Here is a 24,261-nt window from a genome sequence, read left to right as displayed (position 1 = left end):
ATGCGAAAGCAATGGTCCGGGTACTTAGACAGTTGGCTGCCCAAAAGGGAATGATTCCGCAAATGATAAACCCTCTACCTATTCTTGTTTGAGTTTACCCCTCATCCAACCAACAATGGGTTTTAGAGCCAAAGAGTCTGGAGATTGTTGCGCTCCCATGATCCCCGTAATAACAACATGTTCTTCATGAAGTTCTTCATAATGTTCTTCATGTTCTTCATGTCTGATTTTCGTCACGAACGTAACAGGTATCTTTACTCTTGAAAATGGGAGGAAATCCAAACCAACCGCTCTACCCTCAAAAGCCTTGGAGTCCGATAAGTTCCCGGTAGCATAGAAATCAGGCCGTATGTCTTTGTAAAAATTAACAATCCATCCGTTAATACTCCCCGAAGGGGGACCACTACCCTTGTATCGATCAAAGTACTTAACCATCCCTTGCCAGAATACCTTGTCAACCTCTTCTGGTTGCAGGCCTGCCGTCTCTTCAAATTTTTTCAGAACAGGATCCAGCACATCATGCCAGTCATTTAGATCATAACTTTTCAAGTGTAAAAAACGATCACGTAAGTCCTTCCAATCGTCAACAGTCCCCTGCAGAGTTATATACGGAATACCAGAACACGGATAACATTTGAAAGTAAAAAATTCCTGAACCGAGCCCATAATGGCAAACTGAAAGGATGTCAGATCGTCTTGTGAGCTTGTTGAAAACGGCTTACTCAGCAGACTAACCAAAGTTTTATCTTTTATATTTTTTGAAATTTGCTTACAAAACAGCTCGGACATATGATGATCACCCTCAGGATATGAGTCGGTATCGCACTCTACACATAGAGTTTTCCTGCCCTCATGGCTTACAAACATGTCCCGAAATTCCTCGGCGTTTTTATTGATGTGAGCAGAAAAACTCTGAAGGATCATCATCCACACAGCATCAGGTGTAATCTCAACAGGACGGTGATCACGAAAGGCTGAAATGATACTGGATGCAAAATCACAGGCACACTCGTCAGCTTTTGGTCTGACAAAGCACTCACCACTCAGGCTTCTTGCTTCTTTAATACTGGCAGGAATTGCATTGTAGGCTCTCGCAAAACCTTCGTGTCTGTCGCTGGCGTTATAGACCGGTAACTTCTGTGTAGCTGGGGTAACATCATTAACTGGAAATGTAACGCCTGCAACAACAAGGTTTACCCAAACAAATAATAGTGCTGGTGGAAAACAGAGAAAGCACTTCATATTTACATTGCGACACGTAAAAAGAGACCGAAATATAGATGTTTTTTGCGTATGTGCATGGCCTTTTTTTATGTAATAAAGCTATATCCTTATAGCAAGGTGCACCAACTTGATGCCATAAAAAAAACTCCGGCATCATTGGGGGAATGATACCGGAGTTAAGTTTTTTCGTGAGTTCACGGGGCACACACTTCCCCGAAAACAACACACAACACACACAAGGAGTTTCGATCACTGAGCCCCTCCACACACATAAAGGGAAAATCTCAGCGCTCATATACTCTGACCACGTTGTTAGGAAAAAGTTCATTTTTTTTGAAACTTTTTTCGCTTATCGTCGCAATATTCTCAAAACTCCAGAAATACCAAGACTTCCAGCCAGATAAAAAGTTTCGATCAAGCCGTTTTTAGCGGCTGGACCGGAAAAAGCCTGACTCCAGAGCCATAGCAATAATGCCCCTGGCAACGAAACTCCTCAGCGCTTCAAACCCCAGGCCAGCACGCCCACGCTCCCTGCCGGGAATGCGATGAGCCTCCAGCTGAGCCAGTGAAAGCTTAATATCTTCGCTGTAACTTTCCGATGTATTCAGCCACATCTCCGGCAGCTCTACGTCCTTGGTCTGATTGCGATCCACCAGCAAATAGCCCCAGTCTCCGGTTGAGAAAACCGCCATGCGCCCTTCAGGAGCGACGCCCCCGGATACGGGTACCACAGGGACCACTTCATTATTCAGCCCTTGAAGGATCTTGTTTGTGATGGCGTCCAGCACCGAATCTGTCAGCGGAAGAATAAGTGGCTCAAAACCAATCTGCCAACCTTCTGGCCATTCCCTTTGAATAAGCCAGTCCGTAAGCCAGACAGGTTCACCAATGACCCCCTCCGTCAGCTCTAACTGCACATCGTTCTCTGATAACAGCCGCTCATGCCACCAGAACTGTACGATCATCCTATGCCGATTGGGCGCTGGACGAATACTAATAGAGGTTATTTCGTTCTGGCGGCAAGCCTGAAAAAGCTCAAGCCAACTGTACTCGAGCTTGTTTCCCAAAGCCTGCGATGTATCAGGAAGGCTTTGGAACTGATCAATGCGAATAATCAGTTGTCCGCTTTTACGCCCACCACTGCCGGAAATCTCCAGAGTTAACGCAAAAAGCAGATCAAGAGTTTCAGAGGTAAAGTGAATGCGCCGCTGGCCGTCATACAGAGGGTGAAGCTGTGCTCGTAAATCTCGCCAGTGCACATTCAACAGGGATGAATGCCCCGCCGAGAACCATAACAGCTGCCGCCAGCCCCAGTGATCCCCGGCAAGGAAATAGTTAACTGCATTCGTTCCAGATCGAAGCAGGAAATCTGCTTTGTGATGGGAAAGTGCGTAGTCAACAACTGTCTGCAGCCCCAGAGACACAAGAGGCCGGCTGTAATCTCCCACAGTGTTCACAATACCCTGCCCAGCCAGCAACATTAGCATGAGGGAAACTATCCCCAGTGATTCCTCTTTCCCCAGCCGCGACAGAGAGTCCTGTACCGTCCAGGCATGATCCACAAACTCATAACGCTTATGAAAAGGGAGACTGTTCAGAATGGCATTTTCTCCACACATGCCATCTCCACAAAAGTACTCTAACTCTGGCGTATATGTTGACATCCGATTTTTGAGGGGAGGATAAAGCGGAGAGCTGTTTGTTGCTGTCGACAAAAACAAAATAGAAAACAGCACCAGCAGACATATATGAAAAAGCAGCCAGTGATGCCTTGCAAAGCGTAAACCCAACATTTCACTACTCCTTCAGCGGTGGGGGCTGAAGTATAGTGAAAAGCCCCGAAAACGGGGCTTTTGTTGGGCTAACAGATCCGCAGATTAGTGCGCTTCATCCCAGTTATCACCAATGCCAGCATCAACAACCAGCGGAACATCCAGTGTGGCAGCAGCGGACATGCACTCTTTCAAGCCAGCTACAACATCATCCAGCTGCTCTTCTTTCACTTCCAAAACCAGTTCATCGTGTACCTGCATAATCACACGCGCGTCGTATGAATCATCCTGTAGCCAGCTGTCCACAGCAATCATGGCAGCCTTGATGATGTCTGCAGCTGTGCCCTGCATAGGAGCATTGATGGCCGTACGCTCTGCGGCCTGCTGGCGCATTTTGTTCCGGGCATTGATTTCGGGGAGATGCAGCCTGCGACCCGCCAGTGTTTCCACATAGCCTTGCTCGTGGGCCAGGGCACGGGTTTCATCCATGTATTTTTGCACGCCGGGGTAACGGGCAAAGTACAGCTCTACATACTTCTGGGCATCGCCACGGGGAATTTCCAACTGCTTGGCGAGGCCGAAAGCTGACATGCCATAAATCAGACCAAAGTTAATCGCCTTGGCACTGCGTCGTTGATCCGCAGTCACATCCTCCAGCGCCACATCAAACACTTCTGCCGCTGTTGCTCTGTGAACATCCAGACCTTCCGCAAAGGCTGTCAGCAAACCTTTATCACCAGAAAGGTGCGCCATGATACGCAGTTCAATCTGGGAGTAATCCGCAGCCACTAGTTTATAACCGGGGCGGGCAACAAACGCCTGACGAATCCGACGACCTTCACCGGAACGCACAGGAATGTTCTGCAGGTTTGGATCAGACGACGACAAACGTCCAGTAGCCGTAACCGCCTGATGGTAAGACGTGTGTACACGGCCAGTGGCGGGCTTAATCATCTGGGGCAGTTTGTCCGTGTACGTGGACTTAAGCTTGCTCAGGCTGCGATGTTCCAGAATCAGCTTGGGCAGCTTATAGCTGCGTGCCAGCTCCACCAGCACTTCTTCTGCTGTAGATGGCTGACCTTTGGGGGTTTTCTTGATAACCGGCAGGCCGAGCTTATCGAACAGCAAAGCCTGAAGCTGCTTGGGGGAAGAAAGGTTGAACTCTTCACCAGCTTCGCTCCACGCCAGTTCCTGCAGTTCGTGCAGGCGTTCGGCGATTTCCTGACTCTGGACACCTAAACGACCAGCGTCCACCAGCGCCCCATTACGCTCAATACGGGACAGGATTGGTACCAGCGGCAGCTCAATATCCTTGAATACATCCACCAGCCTGGGATTTTTTTCCAGCTGAGGCCACAGGGTCTGGTGCAGACGCAGGGTGATATCGGCATCCTCTGCTGCGTAAGGGCCAGCCTGTTCCAATGCAATCTGATTGAAGGTGAGCTGCTTGGCACCTTTGCCAGCAATATCCTCAAAATGGATGGTTTCTACGCCGAGGTACTTTTTGGCGAGACTGTCCATATCATGGCGGGTGCCGGTGGAATCCAGAACGTAGGACTCCAGCATGGTATCGAAGGCGATACCTTTCAGGTCGATATCATAGCGAGCTAAAACGCTGCGGTCGTATTTGAGGTTTTGCCCAACCTTCTTGCAGCTGTCGTCTTCCAGCAAGGGTTTCAGAGCTTCCAGCACAGCTGTTCTATCCAGCTGTACAGGCGCATCCAGATAATCGTGGGCCAGTGGCACATAAGCCGCCTTGCCTGCTTCTACGGCAAAGGACACACCGACAATTTCTGCCTCCATGTAGTCGAGGCTTGTAGTTTCGGTATCGAAGGCGAACAGCTCGGCGTTTTTCAGCTGCTCCAGCCATATATCAAACTGTGCCTGTTCAAGAACAGTTTCGTAGTGGGTTTCTACAGCTGCGGGGATTTCGATCTCATCAGAAGCTTCAGCAGCAACCGCTACAGTAGAAGGCAATGGTTTCTTAGCAGGGACAGAAGGCGCACCCTCTTTCAGCTCCTTCACCCAGCCACGAAATTCCAGCTCTTCAAAATATTTCAGCAGTTTGTCTTTTTGCTCTTCGCCGGGAACAAGGTCTTCCAGCTTGCAGCCTAAGTCCAGATCAGTACGAATAGTGGCCAGCTCGTAGGAGAGGTAAGCCTGCTCCTTGTTGGCTTCGAGCTTTTTGCCCATGGTTTTGGAACCACGGAAGCCCAGCTCGGCCACTTTGTCGAGATTGGCGTAAATCGTGTCCAGACTTCCCAGCCCCTGCAACAGTGCCAGTGCTGTTTTATTGCCCACGCCGGGAACGCCGGGAATGTTATCCACTTTGTCTCCCATCAGGGCGAGGAAGTCGATAATCAGCTCAGGGCCAATGCCGAACTTCTCGTGCACACCGGGGATGTCCATCACGTAGTTGGACATAGTGTTCACCAGCGTTACATGCTCGTTTACCAGCTGGGCAAGGTCTTTATCACCGGTGGAGACCACGGTGTTACGGCCTGCCTCCGTGGCTCGGGTGGCCAGCGTACCGATCACGTCATCCGCTTCTACACCTTCAATTACCAGCATGGGCATACTTGTGGCACGAATAATTTCGTAGAGGGGCTCTACCTGACAGCGCAGATCATCCGGCATAGGTGGGCGCTGGGCCTTGTATTCGGGATAAATATCATCACGGAAGGTTTTGCCCTTGGCATCAAAAATCACCACAACGGTGCTGCCCGCATAGTCAGCCTGCAGCCGTCGCAGCATTCCCACTACCCCTTTGACCGCCCCTGTAGGCATCCCCCTGGAGTTGGTAAGGGGTGGTAACGCATGGAAGGCACGATAGAGATAGGATGAGCCATCTACGAGTACCAGAGGCTTTTGATCCGCTGTGTCGTGGTGATCGGACATTGTCTTCCCTGCATCTAGAATTTCAGTGATTTAGCCGGTGCTATCCCGCAACAGATAAAGGTAGAATGGCCGCGGGCGGCAACCAGTTCGGGCTATTCTAGCAGCGCCAAGTACATGAATGAGAAATATTTATGAACAGACTGACCAAGGTCTTTGCAGCGTCTTTTCTGCTGACAGGCTCCATTGCACTGACAGGCTGCAGCACGCTTTCCCCTAACAGCGATGCGGACGAGAACGCCAGGCCTCCGGTCGCAGCCATTCCCGGTGTAAAAAGCATCCAGCCGCAGAAGCAGGAGGCCGACAGCAACACACCCGCAAACGATCCAAGCTTTGACCCCGATGCCCTGCAAAACCTTCCTGAAGGCACAGATATTGTGATCCGCCCCGGCAAGGAAAGAACCATTCACGAGTACCGGGTAAACGGTGTTCTCTATTCTATTAAGGTGATTCCCAAAGTGGGCAAGCCTTACTACCTGGTGGCCGTGGACAGAAACGGCAACTTCAGGCGCGCCAACCGCCCTCAGATGCTGATTCCCAGCTGGCGAATCTTTGAATGGTAAGACAACAAGACCAAGAACAATTAAGAGTCGGGTTAACAACAATGGCAGTTTACACACAACTCTCCAATAAGGATTTTCGCAGTTTTCTGTCCCTCTACGATGAAGGAGAGCTAATAAGCTGGAAGGGCATTACAGGGGGCGTTGAGAACACAAACTACTTTGTGGACACCCTGCACCCTGAAAAAGGTGAGCAGTACTTCGTACTCACCATTTTCGAGTACGTGCCCAAGGGGAGACTGCCGTTCTTTATCCGGTTTATGGAGCTGCTGGCAGATACTGGTTTACCCGTTCCCGCACCTGTTCATGGCAAGGATGACCAGCCCCTGCGAGAGATCAAAGGCAAACCCTGCATGCTGCAGCCCTGCCTGTCGGGGCACCATGTGGACCCAGCCGATCTCACCATTGAGCAATGCCGGGCTATCGGAGAAAATCTGGCCCGCATTCATGTCGCCGGCACAGAAGCATCTATATCCCAGGATGACCTGCGGGGCATGGACTGGATCAGCACACAGATTCAACGCCTCGCACCTTTAATCACCAAAACTGAAGCTAAACTGCAGGCCAGTCAGTGGCAGGAGATCACCGCTGGATTAGCGGCAGAGTCTGACCTCCCCAGGGGGCTGATTCATGCCGATCTTTTTGTCGACAATGTACTGTTTGAAGGGGAGAAGATCACCGCTATTATCGACTTTTTTCAGTCCTGCAGAGGCTGGCTGCTATATGATGTGGCGGTTACGGTGAATGACTGGTGCCGCAAACCCGGTTCCCTGGAGCTGGACACCGCCAGAACTGATGCTTTCCTGCTGGCTTACAACAAAGTGCGTCCATTCACCGATGGCGAACACCGCTGCTGGCACCTGATGCACCGGCTGGCCTGTCTGCGCTTCTGGATTTCCCGCATCATCACCTACATCCACCCCGAAGAAGAGCAGGATAGTGAGAACGAGATTATCCGCCACTTTAAAAACCCTGATGAGTTCAGGGATATGCTGAAGTTACGCACCGCAACCTCAGCATCTTTAATCCTTCCCTGACCCAGGGAAACCGGCTCCGGGAGTCATCCTTCGATCTGCCCCGCTCTGGATGTTATATTATATCTTTGCAAGTACCGCGAGCACTCTGTGTGACCACAAGAATCGAATATACAAACCACGACCACGACACCTGTATTCACGCGGCCCTGGAGCGGGCTGCTGAAATCTGCTACGCCAGAGGGCAGCGCCTGACAGCCTTGCGCAAACAGGTTCTTGAGCTGGTATGGCACAGCCACAAGCCTGTTGGCGCCTATGATGTGCTGGCCATGCTGTCTAAGGGGCAGGATCGCCCAGCCGCTCCGCCAACTGTATACCGCGCCCTCGATTTCCTGCAGGAACAAGGGCTGGTTCACCGCATTGCATCTCTTAATGCATTTATTGGCTGCAGCTGCCCGGATACTCCCCATGTCGGTATTTTCCTGATCTGTGAAAAGTGCCGCACAACCCGTGAGCTGGCCCATGAAGTGGGCGGCGAAGCCAGTCTGCTCCCGATCCAGGATCTTGCAGACAGCACCGGCTTTCAAACCCGCGGTGCTCTGGTTGAACTGACAGGCCTGTGTCCCGCCTGCCAGCTGGAGAAAGCTGATGCCTGAGGCTTTACTGTCACTGGACAATGTGCGGGTCATCTTTCAGGAGCGCACCGTTCTTGAAAATGTCTCCCTGCAGTTGAACAAGGGCGAGATTGTCACGCTGATTGGCCCCAACGGGGCTGGCAAAACCACCCTTGTACGTATTGTGCTTGGCCTGCTTGAAACAGCGGCGGGGAATCGAAAGGTTCACCACAATCTCCGCATTGGCTATATGCCCCAGAAACTGCAGATTGATCCGTCTATGCCATTAAGTGTGGAGCGCTTTTTAGGATTGGCTGGAGCAAGTAAGCGCGAGATTCGCCAAGCTCTGGTTCGCACGAAAGTTGAACATATTATCCACAGCCCGGTTCAAAGCCTGTCTGGTGGTGAAACGCAGCGTGTACTACTGTCCCGTGCATTGTTACGCAAACCAAACCTTCTTGTGCTGGATGAACCGGTGCAGGGTGTGGATGTGGCTGGCCAGAGGGACCTTTATCACCTGATTGCCGAGCTGCGGGATGAATACGGCTGTGGTGTTCTGATGGTTTCCCACGACCTGCATCTGGTGATGGCTGCCACAGATAACGTAATCTGCCTGAACAATCACATCTGCTGTTCCGGCCACCCCAGTCAGGTGAGTCAGCATCCGGCTTATCTGCGCCTGTTTGGCGTGGAGTCCGATGAACTGGCGGTTTATAGCCATCGTCACAACTGCAATCATCCGTCCCACGAACACAATTCAAAAGCAACACCGAACTCTCCATCATGATGTCTTTATTTCTTTACCCCCTGCTCGCAGGCTTAGGGGTAGCCCTTGTGGCTGGCCCGCTCGGCACCTTTGTTGTGTGGCGGCGCATGGCTTACTTCGGCGAAACCCTGTCCCACTCGGCACTGCTGGGGGTGGCTTTCGGGTTTCTGTTAAATGTGAATGTACAGGTCGCCGTTATGGTGGGCTGTATTGTGTTGTCGCTGTTGCTGGTATGGCTCCAGCAAAAACGCATGATGGCTACCGACACCCTGCTGGGTATTCTCGCCCACAGCGCCCTGAGCCTTGGCCTTGTGGTTGTCAGCCTGTTGGGAGCGGTGCGGGTGGATATGATGGCGTACCTGTTCGGTGATCTGCTGGCTGTCAGCCAGACAGACCTGTTCTGGATTTACGGTGGCGGAGCCTGTGTGTTGCTTTTGCTGGCGCGTTTCTGGTCACAGTTTATCTCCATTACTGTTCACGAAGAGCTGGCTCAGGTAGAGGGCGTACCTGTTGAGCGTATGCGCCTGATTCTCATGCTGCTGATTGCACTGGTGATTGCCGTGGCCATGAAGATTGTAGGTGTGCTGTTGATCACCTCACTGCTGATTATTCCCGCCGCCACAGCTCAACGCATTGCCCGTTCTCCCGAGCAGATGGCAATTGGGGCCAGTGTGATGGGTATGTTGTCGGTGACCGGTGGCATGTGGGCATCCCTGAAATGGGATACGCCAACCGGGCCTTCCGTGGTAGTCTGTAGCGCAGCTCTGTTTTTGCTGGTTATGTCAGTATCGGCACTGACGGGTACAAATCAGAGACGTCAGATTTCCTAAACGATTTATACCAACAAGCCTTATCCAAAAAGAATGATGAAACAATTTTTGTTTTTGCCTGCACTGGCGCTGCTGCTTCTCACGGGATGCCAGACAGCGCCACAGCCCGTCAAAACAAGCCTGCACACACCCACTGGGCCAGTCGTTGCAGGCATTGAAGCAGACATTGCCGCCAACCGCCTGACTCGACCAACCGGCCATAACGCTTTGGAAAAGATTCAACGACTGGAGCTCATTTCTCCCCATAGCCCGGCAATCGGCACATACCGCGAACAAGTGGCACAGCAGCTAGTTGCATTGGGGCAAAAGGCATTCATCCAGCAAAAATACGACAGAGCCAAGCTGTTGGCTGTGCGGGCATTAAAGGTGCTTCCGGACTATCCGGAAGCAGGGTTTATTCTTGATGCGGTTCGAGAGGCTCAAAAACCCACCTCCAGACCTCGACGGGAAACCATGACCGTTGAGATAGAAGAGGTTGCATCGTCACCCTCGGTGGGGGTTATTACCGTAACGGTTCCAGAGCTTCAGGGCACGATTGAGGAGTAAGGTGTGTCTGAATCTCAGACGCCTGGTTTAACATCGAAGCTGTTCATCCAGCCTTTAATGGACATACCGTTATTTTGACAAATACTTAGCCGGATTACTTTTTAGTGTAAGAACCGGTGTCGATGTCAATGGAAAACACCAGTCCACGAAAAGTCTGGATGGGCAAACTTGCCCTCCCTGCCTCCCTGTGTCTGCTTCTGCTTATTCTCTCTCTGCCGATGCCCGGGCTTTCGTCCGCCGGGCAGATCGTACTGGCCATTCTGGCGATGGCCGTATTGCTCTGGATCACAGAAGCCCTTGCTTACCCCATCAGCGCGCTGCTGATTGTCGGTCTGATGACATTACTGCTTGGTCTGGTCCCTGACAGTGAAACAGGGGCTGTTCTCGGCACAAACAAGGCTATAGGGTTGGCCATGAAAGGTTTTTCATCCACAGGAATAGTGATGATCTCCGGAGCCTTGGTCATGGCAGCAGCCATGCAGGCGACAGGCCTGGACCGGCGCATTGCCTTGGCTATCCTGTCCCGGGTCAGGCCCGACACCAGCGCCATTCTGGCCGGGTGCCTCTCTATCGGCGTGGTGCTGGCCTTCCTGATACCATCCCCTACCGGCCGAACAGCTGTCCAGGTGCCTATCCTGACCGGCGTGATCAGTACTCTCGGGCTAAGTGATAAAAGCCGTCTGGCGGCAATTCTGATGATTGGTGCAGCCCAGGTCAGCACAGTGTGGAATGTCGGGATAATGACTGCGTCCGTTCACAATGTCGCCGGACTGGAGCTTATGGCCGAGCACAGTGGCTTCAGCATAACCTGGGGCCGATGGCTGCTCTATGCCGCCCCCTGGTCGCTACTGATGACCATAATACTGTTTTTCATCCTGCGTCGTGCAATATCTGGTCATGACCTCAATGGGCATCATGGCGACACTACTCTCTACCAGGCGCAGCCTGAATGGGAGCCAGCGCAGAAGCGTCTGGCCACCTATACAGGCCTGTTGTTGATGCTTTGGATCATGGAAGGCATTGTGCACCATGTTTCGGTACCGGCCTCCATGCTGAGTATGAGCGTGTGCCTTCTGCTGCCGGGTATTGGTGTTTTTGAGGGCTGGAAAGACGTGGAAAAGCGCCTGCCCTGGGGCGTCATTGTCATGTTTGGAGTCAGCATCAGTCTCGGGCAGCAGCTGGTCAGTACTGGAGCAGCTGGCTGGCTGGCTGAGGTCTTTTTTTCCTCCCTGGATCTGCAGTCCATGTCACTGGTGCTGCTGATTCTTGTCATGACGCTGTTCACTACCATCCTGCACCTTGGCTTTGCCAGCGCCATGAGTCTCACCGTGACCCTGATACCCATCTTCCTGGCACTGGCTGATAGCCTGCCGGAGAGCATGAAGGTTAATGGTGCTTCACTGGTCCTGCTGCAACTGTTTGCCATCAGCTTTGGCATGATCCTGCCAGTAAATGCTCCGCAAAATATGTTGGCTTATTCCACTGGCAGCTTTGATACCAAAACCTTCGCACGCATCGGTATTCAACTCACTGCCGCAAGTCTTATGCTTTTTGTGCTGTTTGCCATGAGCTGGTGGCGCTGGATCGGGCTGTTATCCTGAACAAGTGTTGGGGTTGATCAAAGAATAATCATGTTTTGCCCTGGTATCAGCCCTACTGTTAGCAGAGGTAATCAGAAAAGAATTCTCCCAGAAACTCCCGGACAATGAGTGCTTTTCTGGTTTCATCGCCACTGCGCTGCAGAGGCTTCCAACCCAGATCCTTTAGAAGTTTCATGCTGGCTTCCCGGTCTTTCCCCCCCAGCACAGCGATGTCCCCGAGACTTATATTATCCAGCTCTCTATACAGGTCGCCATCTCCAACCGAAATGGCTTTATCATCGGCTTCATGCTTGAGATTATGTACCGGCAGGCCCATGCAAAGCATGTTATCCAGAGCATGAGTGGCTGCCTTCAAATCACCGTCACCACTGTTTTTGGCAGTCTCCATAAGAGCCGCAATATTGATCGCGTAGGCATTGTGCTGCTCAGGCATCTCCGGGCTTAGAAGCGCTGATGACGGCATACCGGAAAGCAGCTCCTCTTTCTTTTCAAGCCATCGGTTATACCATTGTGGTGACTCACCCTCACTGCGGGCTTCACTTAATTGGAAGGTAAGATCGGTTAAAATGACAGCACTGGGAATAGAGGCCAGATCTCCAACCGAGAGGTCACTCAGTTCATATTTTTCCTGTAGCATTGCAGCCAGTGTTTCTGGCTGAAGGTTCTGGCCGCAAAAGTCCATGGATATCTGCATATAATCAAAAGCCGTCATATGGCCATCTCTGTTTATCGCAATACCACCGGGTAAATGAGCATGTAGCATTCGTAATACAGCTCGTCCCTGATTCGGGGTTCTGACGGCTGTAGCCTTGTTATAGGCTTTCATCAGAGAGTACAGTTCTTCCCCATCAAAGTCCTTGAGACGCTGCCCAAGGCTCATAGGGTGAGTCTCAGCAAGTGCAATAAACAGGTAGCCCCCACTGCGGGCATCGTGATCCATCAAGGCATGAAGTTGAGGGGCATCCATACTATCAACCAACATGCAGTAATCTCCTAACAAGGTCGTACGCTGGCTGGCCGGGAATGCATCCCAGATATTTTTCATTTCTTTAGTGTGTGCCTGAAGAAGGTGTATCATCAAAGCTCCCCCTTGGCGGGCATCTTCCTTGAAAATTCGCTGCAACTCATCCGGATGGCATTGCTTCAAACTGTCTGGCTGGGGGGCTATATCCTGCCCCTGCCCCTGCCGAAGGAGGCCTTCCTTTTCCTCAATCGCCTTCAGCAGATGGTTAAAATAACTTTGAATATTATCCTCCCGAATGCTCACAAGGTTTCCCTTGGCTCCGGAGATATCGTAATCCGTCCATTTTTTCTGATACCCCGGCTTGAGTGACAGGGGCAGATACCTCTCAGGTATACATACTTGCACGACACGCAAACATGCTGATTTAAGAAATTGCCCAACACGCCCTGGGAAAAATTTTGCGGGTAAATCCCACAGCTTGCTGGAAATATTCGAGAGAGAGATCTTCACAGTGTTCATTCCTGAAAGAGTGAATACCGTGAATATCGGCAAGAAAGGGGAGATCACAAGATGCGAAGAAACCGGTTTATTACCTCGGAACAGTCACCAGGGGATTCCTGTGGAACCATGTGCCCGGCGTCTTTCAGCTCTATCAGTTGATGGTTGGGTTGAAGCCATTTCCACTTTTTCATAACGAGCGGATGCAGTACATCGCTGGTTTCTCCCCGAATCCCCAACACAGGCATTTTCAAGGCTTTGATGGCAGGCCATACATAGGGAATATTGCGATAATTGTGAGCTTCCCACTCTCGCGGGTAGGCCAAACCAAAACCATCGTCATTCTCGGCAATACCAAACTCGCCAAAGTCCGACATAGCCTGAGGCGTAAAAGCTGCAAAGGCTTTTTTAGGCTGATGAAATGCCATAGCCTCTTCACGGCTCTGCCATTGGTTAGGGCGACGATCTGCGATGACAGCCATGGGGTTTACCCGGGAGGTGATTTTCTGGCCCCCTCGAAAAGCCAGCCATACCGATGTAGGAATAAAGACAGGGTCAATCAGCACCAGAGCAGAAAACAGGTCAGGCCTTCGTGCAGCCGCAAAGGTAGTGGCCACAGCTCCAAGGGAGTGCCCTATGCCAACAACCGGCCCTGTATTTTTTTGATCAAGAAAGGCTATCAGGTCATCCGCGTAGTGATGCCAGTGCATATCTTTTCCAGGGAGCCCGGCACCGTCCCATGTCCCCCTGTGAGCCAAACCAAAAACATGCCCCTGTACTTCCTCCAGAAAACACCGGTAGGTGCCGAAAGGGTAGGCATTGGCATGATACATATGAATCGGCTGAGAGAAGCCACCTTTACTCTCCAGGGAGAAGTAATGAGCAGCTTTGTTATTCAGACAAATGTTTTGGCGGGAAACTATTGGAGTCATTTTGAAAAACCCTGCAATCTCCAGAAAGAGTCTCACAGGGCACTCCATTGGTTAATGGCCAACTCTGACAATCCTGTTGACGTAAATTAGAAGGCCTGATCTATTTTCACCATGGCGTCTGCCAGCTCTTTAGGCTTGAACGGCGGACGCAGGAAGCCCTGATAATCTCCCCGTGGATTCACCAGCACAACCTGAGCACTGTGTTCCACAAGGTAGTCGTCGGTCTCGGTATCTCCTACAATCGCATAAGCGACATTCAACTGTTGTGAAAGGGCCTTCAGATTGGCATCATCTCCCGTCACACCAGTAAAAGACTCATCAAAAAAGTCTACATAAGATGCCAGTTTATCCGGTGTATCCCGAGCAGGATCAACACTTATCAGTACTACATTGACCTTTTCAGCCACCTGCGAATTGATCGCTCTCAGCTCCTTCATCATTTGCGCCATATTGGCCAGCGTGGCCGGGCAAATATCCGGGCAATAGGTGAAACCAAAATACATCAGCGTCCAGTTGTCTTGCAGATCGTCCTTGGTAAACGTCTCTCCGCCAGCTTCTGAAAGGGGATTGAAAACGAAGGTGCGGGGCGTTTCGTACCAGACGACACCTTGTTCCCGAAGGGCCTCCGTATCCAGCGCAGGTTTGCCGTTGAACTTGTTAAAGGTCAGAGCAACAACAACCGCAACCGCCAACACTAGAAAGAAAACCGTTTTGCGTACACCTGAATCCATTTGCATAACCCTTAACTCGTTATTGTTTTCAACCCAGATAGAGATAGTGGTCTGCCAGCAAAACCACAAACAGAAACATCAAATAGGTAATGGAATAGCGGAATGTTTTAATCGCTGCATGGGGGCGGGATTCACGCAACAGCGCTACAGCCCAATACAGGAAACGTAAGCCCAAAGCCGTTGCCCCCATCAGATAGATCATGCCACTCATCCCGGTCATCCATGGCATCAGACTCACCAAAAGCAGGACAACGGTGTAGAGCAGAATATGCAGTTTGGTATAAGCCTCACCATGGGTGACCGGCAGCATGGGAATGTCTGCCTTGGCATATTCTTCTTTACGGTGAATAGCCAGCGCCCAGAAATGAGGAGGTGTCCAGGCAAAGATAATCAGCACCAGTAGAAGGGCATTGCCATGGAATTCGCCAGTCACCGATGTCCAGCCTAAAAGGGGAGGGGCAGCACCGGCAATGCCGCCAATCACAATATTCTGGGGCGTCGCCCGCTTGAGAAACAGGGTGTAAACGACAGCGTACCCCAACAGTGAAGCCAGAGTCAGCCAGGCCGTCAGCGAGTTCACCAGCGCCAGCAAAATAGTCATGCCCGCCACACCAATTATCAAGGCGAAAATCAGGGCGTTTAATGGCTCAACCTTACCTGTAGCAACGGGGCGCTTCATGGTACGTGCCATGACTGTATCGATACGACGATCCACCACATGATTAATCACCGCTGCAGAACCCGCGCACAGGGCAATACCAAGGTTGCCGAAAAACAGTATATCCAGAGGCACCCAGCCCGGTGTTGCCAGACACATACCGATGACAACCGTCAGTATCATCAAGGCAACCACTTTGGGTTTGCACAGCTCCAGATAATCCTGCCAGTCAGCAGAGTCTGGAGCGCTTGTATCATTGGCTCTTGTTATTCCCATAACCCTACACCTTCAATCCTTCTTTTTATTATTTTTTCCGTACGGTGACTCGAGAGGCTGAACAGGGCCTAAGCTCGTTCCAGGCGCAATCGGTAATTCAGCATCATAATGGACACAAGTAGTAAAGCACCTCCAAGGTTATGAGCAACCGCAACAGAAAGAGGCAGGTAAAAAATTATATTGCTCAGCCCGAGACAAACCTGCAATACCAGGGCACCCAAAACAAAGACGTACATCGGCTTCAGACCTTCAGCCCCTCGCAGCAAACCTCCCAGTGCCAGAAACCCTACTAACAGCGTCGTAAGAATAGCGCCGATACGGTGGGCCATATGAATGGCTACACGAGCATCGTTGTCCATCTGCCCCCCCAGATAGTTCGGGCCGATAGACTGCGTGATATCAAAACCTTCCACAAAATCCATATGTGGCAGGTATTGCCCCTGACAGGTTGGTAAATCCGGGCAGGCCAGTGCAGCATAGTTGGAGCTGGTCCAGCCTCCCAGAGTTATCTGACCAATGACCACTAACAGTGCGGCAATTGCCAGTTTATCAGGCTGGAACAGAGACTCCGAAAAACTTCGCACCTTCTGCCAACTCCCCGAGAGCCTCAGGGTAAGCAAAGCTAAAAGGCTCAATGTCGCAAAGCCTCCCAACAGATGTGCTGTAACAACCTGCGGCCAGAGCTTTAATGTCACAGTCCACATTCCAAAGGCGGCCTGCAGAATAATCAGCCCCAGTATAAACAGCGGTAGTTTTACCGGCTGACCTTCTTCTTTGCGGTTGCATACCGCACTCACAGCAATGCCCAACACCAGCAACAGCAGTGAACCAGCCACATAACGGTGAATCATTTCCGGCCAGCCTTTTTCCACCTCAACCGGAGCATCGGGGAAACGGGCTTCTGCGATGCTGATTTCACGGGCAGTTTCAGGAACTGTAAGAAAGCCATAGCAGCCGGGCCAGTCAGGACACCCCAACCCCGCATGAACCAGACGAGTCCAGGCCCCCAAACCCACCACAACCACCGCAAGAAGAGTGGCAAATGCTGCTAACCAGAATCCGGGTTTACGATTTGTCATACAGCCCCCCCTTACCCAATGCGGCTGGTCTTCAGCAGTTTTTCCATATCTTTCAGAATCTGTTTTCCAGTGTGCTCTTCGTTATACCAGAGCATGACGTTGCCCAACGGGTCGGTCAGGAATATACGCACGCTGCCTTCTGAACCATGGGAGAGAGAAGGCATGGCGCCCTTCACAACCGTTAACCCGTCGTGTTCCGCATCAATAAAGGTTTGCAGCTCTGGCTGTGGGGCTGTGTCAGAAACCAGGAAGCGGGACATGCGAGTAGAATTACGGTTCAGGGCAATATGGGCCTGACGGGTGAGATAAAGGGAGTTTTTGCAGGTTTCACCGCACTCACCATCCGCCACCACCAGAATACCCCACTTACCATCCAGCACATCGGCATTGAGATTAGCCGCCTGAAAAGCTTCCAGTGTTAACGTGGGGGAAAGCAGGTTGCCTTTATGATTACGTCCCTCGGGAAGAAATTGCCCACCAAAATACATCCACGCAGCCAAAGCTACACCACCAAACGGGATGAGAAAAATCATGTACAACTCCCATCGACCGGAAGCTTTGCCTGATGCTGCTGGTTTTGTCCCTGCTTCAACCATCACAATTACTCCTGTGTCACTGCGTTTTTATTGTTGTTATTTTTTCGAAGTGCCCAGAGCCCCAACAGCACCAAAACGGCTGCCATTGAAAACCACTGAATGGCATAACCAAAATGCCGGGAAGGTGGCATATTGGTAAGGTGAAAATTTTTCTGTAGACTGCCGGGCTGATCATGGCCCTGAACCAGTAGCCATGGCTCAGCCTTCACATTTAAAGCATCGATCATTCGTTCCTGATCAATAGCCTGAATCACCTTTGGCCAACTCTCAGTCCACACATCGTCTTCCAACAGAAAAGCTTCACCGGCTGGCAGCCAGCTTTGTCCTCTGATGGTAACCAGCCCCGAGACCTCTGGCACCTCGGGTAAACGGCTGCGATCAGGTATTCCTGCAATCCAGCCACGATCCACAATCACAGTATCCCCTTTATCTGTGACAAATGGCGTAAGGATATGGAAACCAACCCGCCCCTGATACGTCCGATTATCCAGATAGAAGTTATGGGAGTTATCGAACCGGCCTGTGAGAGTCAACTGGAAGTAGAGCGGGTCGTACAGCCCTTTCAGATCGGCAACAGTGTAGTTTCCCGTTCTGCGGGCTTCATACTGATCTTCCAGATCCTGCTTGACGTGATACCGTTCAAGCTGCCAGAAACCCAGCCCAATGAGAACAGGCAGGAAGAGCATTACCAATAAAACTATGCGGACTCGATACATCAAACTTCATCCGTTTCCGGGCTTTTTATTCTAGTTTCTATAAGTTCCCAGCTTCCTTTCCCTTTACCTAAACGACAGAGTAAGCTGGTATCAAACAACAAAAACAGCCTTGAGCATTACAGTAAAAGCGGAGAGCCTTATGTGGATCAAAGTTGCCATCGTCGTCCTTCTTATTGCCATGATTGCCAGCCTTGTGAATGCTTTCGTCGGGCTGATGAAGGATAAAAGTGGCTCTCCCCGCCTTGTCTGGTCACTCACATCCCGCGTACTTATGGCGGGCCTTATTCTTGGGCTGGTGCTGTACGGCAAACTCAGCGGCCAGCTCGATATATCAGCGCCCTGGCTTTAAGACGCTGTATCACTTGTCACAAGATATACACAAACAGGAATAACCCGATCCAGACCACATCGACAAAGTGCCAATACCAGGCTGCCGCTTCAAAACCGAAGTGATTCCTGGCTGTGAAGTGGCCCTTCGCAATGCGGATATACATGATCGTCAGCATGATCGCTCCAAGGGTTACGTGCGCCCCATGAAAACCGGTCAGCATAAAGAAGGTTGAACCGTAGATGCCTGAGTTCAGAGTTAATCCCAGCTCGTGATACGCGTGGTAATACTCATACCCCTGCACCACCAGGAACACGAAACCCAGAATCAGAGTGAGCATCAGCCATGTTTTAGTGCTGCTGCGGTTATCCGCCACCAGAGCATGGTGCGCCTTGGTACAGGTGACGCTGGAGGTCACCAGCAAAATGGTATTGATCAGTGGCAGCGTCCATGGGTTTACCAGTTCTCTTGGGCCGGGAAAGGCTTCCGGGTCAGGGTTCGTCATCAACGGCCATTGGGCTTCAAACCCGGGCCAGAGCATCTGGCTCACACCCTTATCGCCTTCACCTCCCAGCCAGGGCACTGCGAAAAAGCGGATAAAGAACAACGTGCCGAAGAAGGCGGCGAAAAACATCACTTCCGAGAAGATGAACCACCCCATACCCCAGCGGAAACTACGATCCATCTGAGCACTGTACAAACCAGCACGGGATTCACGAATCACATCCCCGAACCAGCCAAACAGCATCCACGCCATAATCAGCGAGCCAGCAAAGAACACGTAGTGCCCTGTTGCATCACTGGTCTGGGCGCTCATGCTGTTCATCATCATCCCTGCGCCAACCAGCGTCAGGAACAGGCCAACCGTTGCAACTATGGGCCATTTACTTTGCGCCGGTACGTAATAAGTGCCTTCGTCGGCACCTGCTCCCTGGTTTTCATTTGCCATCGTTTGTCTCCGGAGACTTTTATTCAATAGCGAACGGGGCTATTTGCTAAAGCATTACTGCAGCCCGGCAGTCCTCTTCTTATTCATATCGGTAATATCGAACAGGGTGTACGACAGCGTCAGCTTTTTAATATGCTTGGGCAGATCCTGATCCACGATAATCTTCAGTGGCATGTACTTCTCCTCATGGGCCAGCAGAGGCTGAGAGGTAAAGCAGAAACACTCTGTTTTATGCAGATAGTCTGTAGCTTCAAAAGGAGACACACTGGGAATAGCCTGCCCCACCATATCCTTGCCAGACGGGTTGCGAACGTAGAACGTCAGCGAACCGATCTCACCAGGATGTACTTCAACTTTGTGGGTACTGGGTTTGAAATCCCAGTGCATCCCTTTGTTGTTGGTCGCCAGAAACTGCACGGTAATTGTTCTGGACGTATCCACCGCAGCAGGAACGGCCTTATAAGGATTCGGGTCGGTCTTTCCATTCAAGCCCGTCACCTTACACAGCACGTTATACAGCGGAACCATCACCACGAAGACAAAGGCAAACATGCCAACCGCTGTTGCCGTTGCCTTGAGAATCGTCTTTTGTGCCGGGTCCAGCTGCATAATCGTCTCCCTTGCCGCCCCTTACTTCACATCCGGTGGAGTCGTGAAGGTGTGATACGGCGCCGGTGAAGGCACCATCCACTCCAATCCGTGAGCTCCCTCCCAAGGCTTGGCTTCTGCTTTTTCACCACCTCTCACACACTTGATCACGATAAACAGGAACAGCAGCTGGGTTACACCAAACATGAAGCCACCAATACTGGAGATCATATTGAAGTCAGCGAACTGCATGTTGTAATCGGGAATCCGGCGCGGCATGCCAGCCAGCCCCACAAAGTGCATAGGGAAGAATGTCAGGTTCATACCGATAAATGACATCCAGAAATGTACCTTGGAGAGAGCAGTGTCGTACATGTGGCCGGTCCACTTCGGCAGCCAGTAATAGGTTCCGGCAAAAATTGCGAAAATTGCTCCTGGCACCAGAACATAGTGGAAGTGGGCGACCACAAAATAGGTGTCGTGATACTGGAAGTCAGCCGGTGCAATGGAGAGCATCAAACCGGAGAAACCGCCGATGGTGAACAGCACCACAAACGCTACAGAGAACAGCATAGGGGTTTCAAAGCTCAGAGAGCCTCGGAACATGGTGGCGATCCAGTTAAACACCTTCACACCCGTTGGCACCGCAATCAGCATGGTGGCGTACATAAAGAAGATTTCACCCACCAGCGGAATGCCCACCGTAAACATGTGGTGCGCCCACACGATAAACGACAGGAAGGCGATACTCGCCACCGCGTAAACCATAGAGGTGTAACCAAACAGGGGTTTGCGAGAAAAGGCCGGTATGATGGCAGACACAATTCCGAACGCAGGCAGAATCATGATGTACACCTCAGGATGCCCGAAGAACCAGAACACGTGCTGGAACAGCACAGGGTCACCACCACCGCCTGCGTTAAAGAATGCTGTGCCAAAGTGGATATCCATCAGCATCATGGTCACTGCACCCGCCAGTACCGGCATAACCGCAATCAGCAGGTAAGCGGTGATCAGCCACGTCCATACAAACAGCGGCATTTTCATCAACGTCATTCCCGGAGCCCGAAGGTTCAGGATGGTGGCTATGACGTTGATCGCACCCATGATGGACGACACACCCATCATATGAACAGCAAAGATGAAGAATGTGGTAGAAGGAGGCGCATAATCTGTGGACAAAGGCGCATAGAAGGTCCAACCGAAGTTGGGGCCGCCGCCTTCCATAAACAGCGTGCTCACCATCAGTGCGAACGCAAACGGAAGAATCCAGAAACTCCAGTTATTCATCCGTGGCAGTGCCATATCCGGCGCACCGATCATCATGGGAATCATCCAGTTTGCCAAACCTACAAAGGCTGGCATAACTGCACCAAACACCATAATAAGACCATGCATGGTAGTCATCTGGTTAAAGAAGTTCGGTTCTACAATCTGCAGACCGGGCTGGAACAGTTCGGCGCGAATCACCATGGCCATGGAGCCGCCCAGCAGAAACATGGCAAAGCTGAACCACATATACATCGAGCCGATGTCTTTATGGTTGGTGGTCAGCACCCAGCGCATAAGGCCTTTTTCAGGCCCGTGATGGTGGTCACTCATTACTTGGCCTCCTTTGCATTCTCTTGCGAATGGCGTCCGGTGTATTTGCCATCTTTCTTGTAGTCGAGAATGTCTTTCGGCGTGATCATTTCTCCGGTGTTATTCCCCCAGGCATTACGCTCATAGGTCACAACAGCGGCAATATCCACTTCACTCAGCTGATCCTTGAAGGCCTGCATCGCGGTGCCTTTCTTACCGTAGAGAACGATGTTGATGTGGTCATCAATCATCTCTCTCTTAACCGCCATCTCAGCACCTTTCAGCGCTGGGAACATGGGCGGCAGCCCCTGGCCGTTAAGCTGGTGACAGGCTACACACACTTTGTTGTATACCTCTTCACCCTTGGCCATGAGTTCACTCATGGTCCAGTCCTTCTGGGTCAGCTCACGAATCTTCGCGGCTTCTTCACGTTTTTCCTGCAGCCAGCTCTCGTAATCCTCCTGCGTGCGGGCATCTACGACAACGGGCATAAAACCGTGATCCTTGCCGCAGAGTTCAGCACACTGACCACGGTAGATGCCGGGCTTGTTGATCTTGGCCCAGGATTCATTGATAAAGCCGGGAATCGCATCTTTTTTCACCGCCAGCTCAGGCACCCACCAGGAGTGGATAACATCGGCACCGGTGACGAGGAAGCGGATCTTTTTACCAATGGGAACCACCAGTGGTTCATCCACCTCCAAAAGATAATTAGGGTTTTTCGGACGAGCGTTGCTGATCTCATCCCGTGGCGTTGAGAGATTACTGAAGAAGCTGACATCTTCCCCAAGATATTCATACTGCCACTTCCACTGGTAACCGGTGACCTTGATGTCGATATCTGCATTATCTGCGTCGTACACCTCAATCAGGGTTTTGGTGGCAGGGATCGCCATCACAACCAGAATGGCAAAAGGAATACTGGTCCAGAGAATCTCAACCAGTGTGCTTTCGTGGAACTCAGATGCTTTCGCTCCCCGCGACTTGCGGTGAAAGATGACTGACCAGAACATCACGCCAAACACCAGAACACCGATAACCACGGTGATCCAGAAGATCGTCATGTGCAGATCATAAATTGAACGACTGAGATCCGTGACCCCTTCCGGCATATTGAACGCCCACTCGGCCCACAGGGCAGGGGAGGTCGTCAGGCCGGTCAGAAGCATGACAAGTCTTCTCGCTTGCAGCCTCATTCACATCCATCCTCTGACGGTAGCTCTATCGCAACACGATTAAACGCAACAACATTCAGGGGATTACAGCTACCCACAGGCGTACGGCATACGTTGGACAGTGCTTATTTTTATTATTCCCCGGCACTGACAAAAAGGTAGTCAAAACCGGGCTGTTTTGCATGACCAAAAGTGACAAAGCCAAAAATGAGAGACGCCCAAATACGAGAGACGAGAGATTCGCAGAGGGCTCTGCTGTGGGGGAACAGGCTTACACGACACCCGACGCTTCAGGTTTCGCTACACGCTTAACATCAAACAGACTTCATCCGCACCCAATATCAGGCAACAGAAACAGTTTATAAGCTCAGTTATTCTTTCCCTGAGAGAAGGAAAGGATCTTACACTGCCTGTACCAAACACTTCACAGGAGTTCCTGCTTCTCGAAATCTGGTTACCAATCTGGCTAAAGCACATGCCACTGAGTTTTTTACTGCCTCCTCATTAAACAACATGAGGTTCCAAAAGCAAACCGCTAATTTCTGATCCAACCGTCACTGACAAGCCAAACAGACCTACTAACCATACGGGAACTGCAAAAAAACAAGAGCACTCCAAATATGGATCGATGGAGAAAGCCGTTATGTTTCGCATCACCACTGTTATTGCCCCACTGTTTGTATTAGCTCTTACTCCTCTTACGTTTGCCAGCGCCAAACAGTGCACCCATTTTCAAACAAAATCTCCCGACCACCCCCGCGAACTGGAAATGATCATCAATGAAGCGAGAAGGAAGAATGTGAAAATCACCCTTCAGAGTGAAAGCTACAGTCAGGGTAACCAGGCCTGCACCAACAGCGTTATCCAGATCAATACGCGGGAGATGAACCAACTTATCAATCTGGATATCGAGAGGAACCTCATCTCTGTACAAAGCGGTATGACCTGGAAACGCCTGCAGGAGCATCTGGCCCCGTTCGGTTTAGCGATTGCAGCCATACAGTCGTACAGCGACTTTTCTATTGGTGCTTCGCTGGAAGTTAATGCCCACGGGCAGGATCTGCACTGGAACCCGGTTTCCAGTACGGTGGAAAGTGTGAAAGTACTGCTGACCGATGGGCGCTGGATGACGGCCAGTCGCACCGAGAACCCAGACCTCTTCCACGCCGTTATTGGAACCTATGGTTTAGTGGGCATTATCACGGAAGTCACTCTGCGGGTTGTACCAAATCACATGCTGCTCAAACGATCAGAGTTAGTGAAAGTCAGCGATTACGAAAAGCGCTTCTTCAATGAATACAAAAACAATAAACACCTGGCCCTCCACTCTGCACGGCTGTCGATCAACCCTATGCTGCGCTTCCATAATATGATTGTGATGGACTTCTACGACACAGGTGAACCGGCC

23 protein-coding genes are annotated in these 24,261 nt (G+C 51.2%); 9 read left to right on the top strand and 14 right to left on the bottom strand.

The features are described from left to right. Window positions 1-78 precede the first annotated feature (78 nt). The 3 genes from E1189_RS18455 to polA all read right to left on the bottom strand — a co-directional run bounded on the left by E1189_RS18455 (window position 79) and on the right by polA (window position 5,894). The gene (locus E1189_RS18455; protein ID WP_155162234.1) at window positions 79-1,242 is read right to left on the bottom strand and encodes a DUF4419 domain-containing protein; all 1,164 of its coding nucleotides are present in this window, start codon (window positions 1,240-1,242) and stop codon (window positions 79-81) included. A 407-nt stretch (window positions 1,243-1,649) separates the two neighbouring features. Continuing rightward, window positions 1,650-2,843 carry a hypothetical protein gene (locus E1189_RS18450; RefSeq protein WP_155162232.1) on the bottom strand — a complete coding sequence of 398 codons (1,194 nt, stop codon included), beginning with the start codon at window positions 2,841-2,843 and terminating at the stop codon, window positions 1,650-1,652. A 258-nt stretch (window positions 2,844-3,101) separates the two neighbouring features. Further along, entirely contained in the window at window positions 3,102-5,894 is a 2,793-nt protein-coding gene (gene polA, locus E1189_RS18445; RefSeq protein ID WP_155162230.1) for a DNA polymerase I, read from the bottom strand. A gap of 131 nt (window positions 5,895-6,025) precedes the next feature. Between polA and E1189_RS18440 the strand changes: the two genes are divergently transcribed. From E1189_RS18440 to E1189_RS18410, 7 genes are all read left to right on the top strand, one after another. Next, window positions 6,026-6,454, top strand: coding sequence for a DUF2782 domain-containing protein (locus tag E1189_RS18440; protein ID WP_155162228.1), 429 nt, complete (start codon window positions 6,026-6,028; stop codon window positions 6,452-6,454). 41 nt (window positions 6,455-6,495) lie between these two features. Continuing rightward, window positions 6,496-7,488 carry a homoserine kinase gene (locus E1189_RS18435; protein WP_196221515.1) on the top strand — a complete coding sequence of 331 codons (993 nt, stop codon included), beginning with the start codon at window positions 6,496-6,498 and terminating at the stop codon, window positions 7,486-7,488. 89 nt (window positions 7,489-7,577) lie between these two features. After that, complete coding sequence (locus tag E1189_RS18430) at window positions 7,578-8,081, top strand: Fur family transcriptional regulator (protein ID WP_329602110.1); 504 nt, start codon at window positions 7,578-7,580, stop codon at window positions 8,079-8,081. Beyond that, window positions 8,074-8,826: a zinc ABC transporter ATP-binding protein ZnuC gene (gene znuC / locus E1189_RS18425; RefSeq protein ID WP_155162221.1), complete on the top strand. Its 753-nt coding sequence runs from the start codon at window positions 8,074-8,076 to the stop codon at window positions 8,824-8,826. Before E1189_RS18430 ends, znuC begins: the two co-directional genes overlap by 8 nt. Next, on the top strand, window positions 8,823-9,635 hold the full coding sequence (znuB, locus tag E1189_RS18420; RefSeq protein WP_155162219.1) for a zinc ABC transporter permease subunit ZnuB: 813 nt from the start codon (window positions 8,823-8,825) through the stop codon (window positions 9,633-9,635). Before znuC ends, znuB begins: the two co-directional genes overlap by 4 nt. A gap of 33 nt (window positions 9,636-9,668) precedes the next feature. Then, window positions 9,669-10,181: a hypothetical protein gene (locus tag E1189_RS18415; RefSeq protein ID WP_155162217.1), complete on the top strand. Its 513-nt coding sequence runs from the start codon at window positions 9,669-9,671 to the stop codon at window positions 10,179-10,181. Between the two features lie 128 nt (window positions 10,182-10,309). Continuing rightward, entirely contained in the window at window positions 10,310-11,782 is a 1,473-nt protein-coding gene (locus E1189_RS18410; protein WP_196221514.1) for an SLC13 family permease, read from the top strand. 58 nt (window positions 11,783-11,840) lie between these two features. On the opposite strand, the gene E1189_RS18405 is transcribed toward E1189_RS18410, so the two are convergent. From E1189_RS18405 to E1189_RS18375, 7 genes are all read right to left on the bottom strand, one after another. Then, complete coding sequence (locus tag E1189_RS18405) at window positions 11,841-13,049, bottom strand: hypothetical protein (protein WP_155162213.1); 1,209 nt, start codon at window positions 13,047-13,049, stop codon at window positions 11,841-11,843. 260 nt (window positions 13,050-13,309) lie between these two features. Continuing rightward, window positions 13,310-14,176 carry an alpha/beta fold hydrolase gene (locus tag E1189_RS18400; RefSeq protein WP_196221513.1) on the bottom strand — a complete coding sequence of 289 codons (867 nt, stop codon included), beginning with the start codon at window positions 14,174-14,176 and terminating at the stop codon, window positions 13,310-13,312. Between the two features lie 86 nt (window positions 14,177-14,262). Further along, entirely contained in the window at window positions 14,263-14,907 is a 645-nt protein-coding gene (locus tag E1189_RS18395) for an SCO family protein (RefSeq protein WP_196221512.1), read from the bottom strand. 28 nt (window positions 14,908-14,935) lie between these two features. Next, window positions 14,936-15,841 (bottom strand): heme o synthase, encoded by a 906-nt coding sequence (cyoE, locus tag E1189_RS18390; protein WP_155162210.1) that lies wholly within the window; start codon window positions 15,839-15,841, stop codon window positions 14,936-14,938. A 68-nt stretch (window positions 15,842-15,909) separates the two neighbouring features. Then, window positions 15,910-16,920, bottom strand: a complete 1,011-nt coding sequence (locus E1189_RS18385) for a COX15/CtaA family protein (RefSeq protein ID WP_155162209.1) — start codon at window positions 16,918-16,920, stop codon at window positions 15,910-15,912. 11 nt (window positions 16,921-16,931) lie between these two features. Further along, window positions 16,932-17,453 (bottom strand): redox-active disulfide-containing membrane protein, encoded by a 522-nt coding sequence (locus tag E1189_RS18380; protein WP_155162208.1) that lies wholly within the window; start codon window positions 17,451-17,453, stop codon window positions 16,932-16,934. Between the two features lie 68 nt (window positions 17,454-17,521). Next, on the bottom strand, window positions 17,522-18,232 hold the full coding sequence (locus tag E1189_RS18375; RefSeq protein WP_230460516.1) for an SURF1 family protein: 711 nt from the start codon (window positions 18,230-18,232) through the stop codon (window positions 17,522-17,524). A 139-nt stretch (window positions 18,233-18,371) separates the two neighbouring features. On the opposite strand from E1189_RS18375, the gene E1189_RS18370 reads away from it, so the two are divergent. Beyond that, entirely contained in the window at window positions 18,372-18,581 is a 210-nt protein-coding gene (locus E1189_RS18370; protein WP_155162206.1) for a DUF2909 domain-containing protein, read from the top strand. Between the two features lie 16 nt (window positions 18,582-18,597). On the opposite strand, the gene E1189_RS18365 is transcribed toward E1189_RS18370, so the two are convergent. From E1189_RS18365 to coxB, 4 genes are read right to left on the bottom strand one after another with little or no spacing between them, the layout of a single operon-like run. After that, window positions 18,598-19,509 (bottom strand): cytochrome c oxidase subunit 3, encoded by a 912-nt coding sequence (locus tag E1189_RS18365; RefSeq protein ID WP_155162205.1) that lies wholly within the window; start codon window positions 19,507-19,509, stop codon window positions 18,598-18,600. A gap of 54 nt (window positions 19,510-19,563) precedes the next feature. After that, window positions 19,564-20,118 carry a cytochrome c oxidase assembly protein gene (locus E1189_RS18360; RefSeq protein ID WP_155162204.1) on the bottom strand — a complete coding sequence of 185 codons (555 nt, stop codon included), beginning with the start codon at window positions 20,116-20,118 and terminating at the stop codon, window positions 19,564-19,566. 21 nt (window positions 20,119-20,139) lie between these two features. Beyond that, window positions 20,140-21,699 (bottom strand): cytochrome c oxidase subunit I, encoded by a 1,560-nt coding sequence (gene ctaD, locus E1189_RS18355; protein ID WP_155162203.1) that lies wholly within the window; start codon window positions 21,697-21,699, stop codon window positions 20,140-20,142. Next, window positions 21,699-22,874, bottom strand: coding sequence for a cytochrome c oxidase subunit II (gene coxB / locus E1189_RS18350; RefSeq protein WP_155162202.1), 1,176 nt, complete (start codon window positions 22,872-22,874; stop codon window positions 21,699-21,701). Before coxB ends, ctaD begins: the two co-directional genes overlap by 1 nt. 622 nt (window positions 22,875-23,496) lie before the next feature. Between coxB and E1189_RS18345 the strand changes: the two genes are divergently transcribed. After that, window positions 23,497-24,261, top strand: a 765-nt coding sequence (locus tag E1189_RS18345; protein ID WP_196221511.1) for an FAD-binding protein, incomplete at its 3' end; no start/stop codon positions are given.

The organism is Parendozoicomonas verongulae (genome assembly GCF_009711465.1).
Taxonomy (GTDB): Bacteria; Pseudomonadota; Gammaproteobacteria; order Pseudomonadales; family Endozoicomonadaceae; genus Sansalvadorimonas; species Sansalvadorimonas verongulae.
This window is presented reverse-complemented; position numbering and strand designations above follow the sequence as displayed.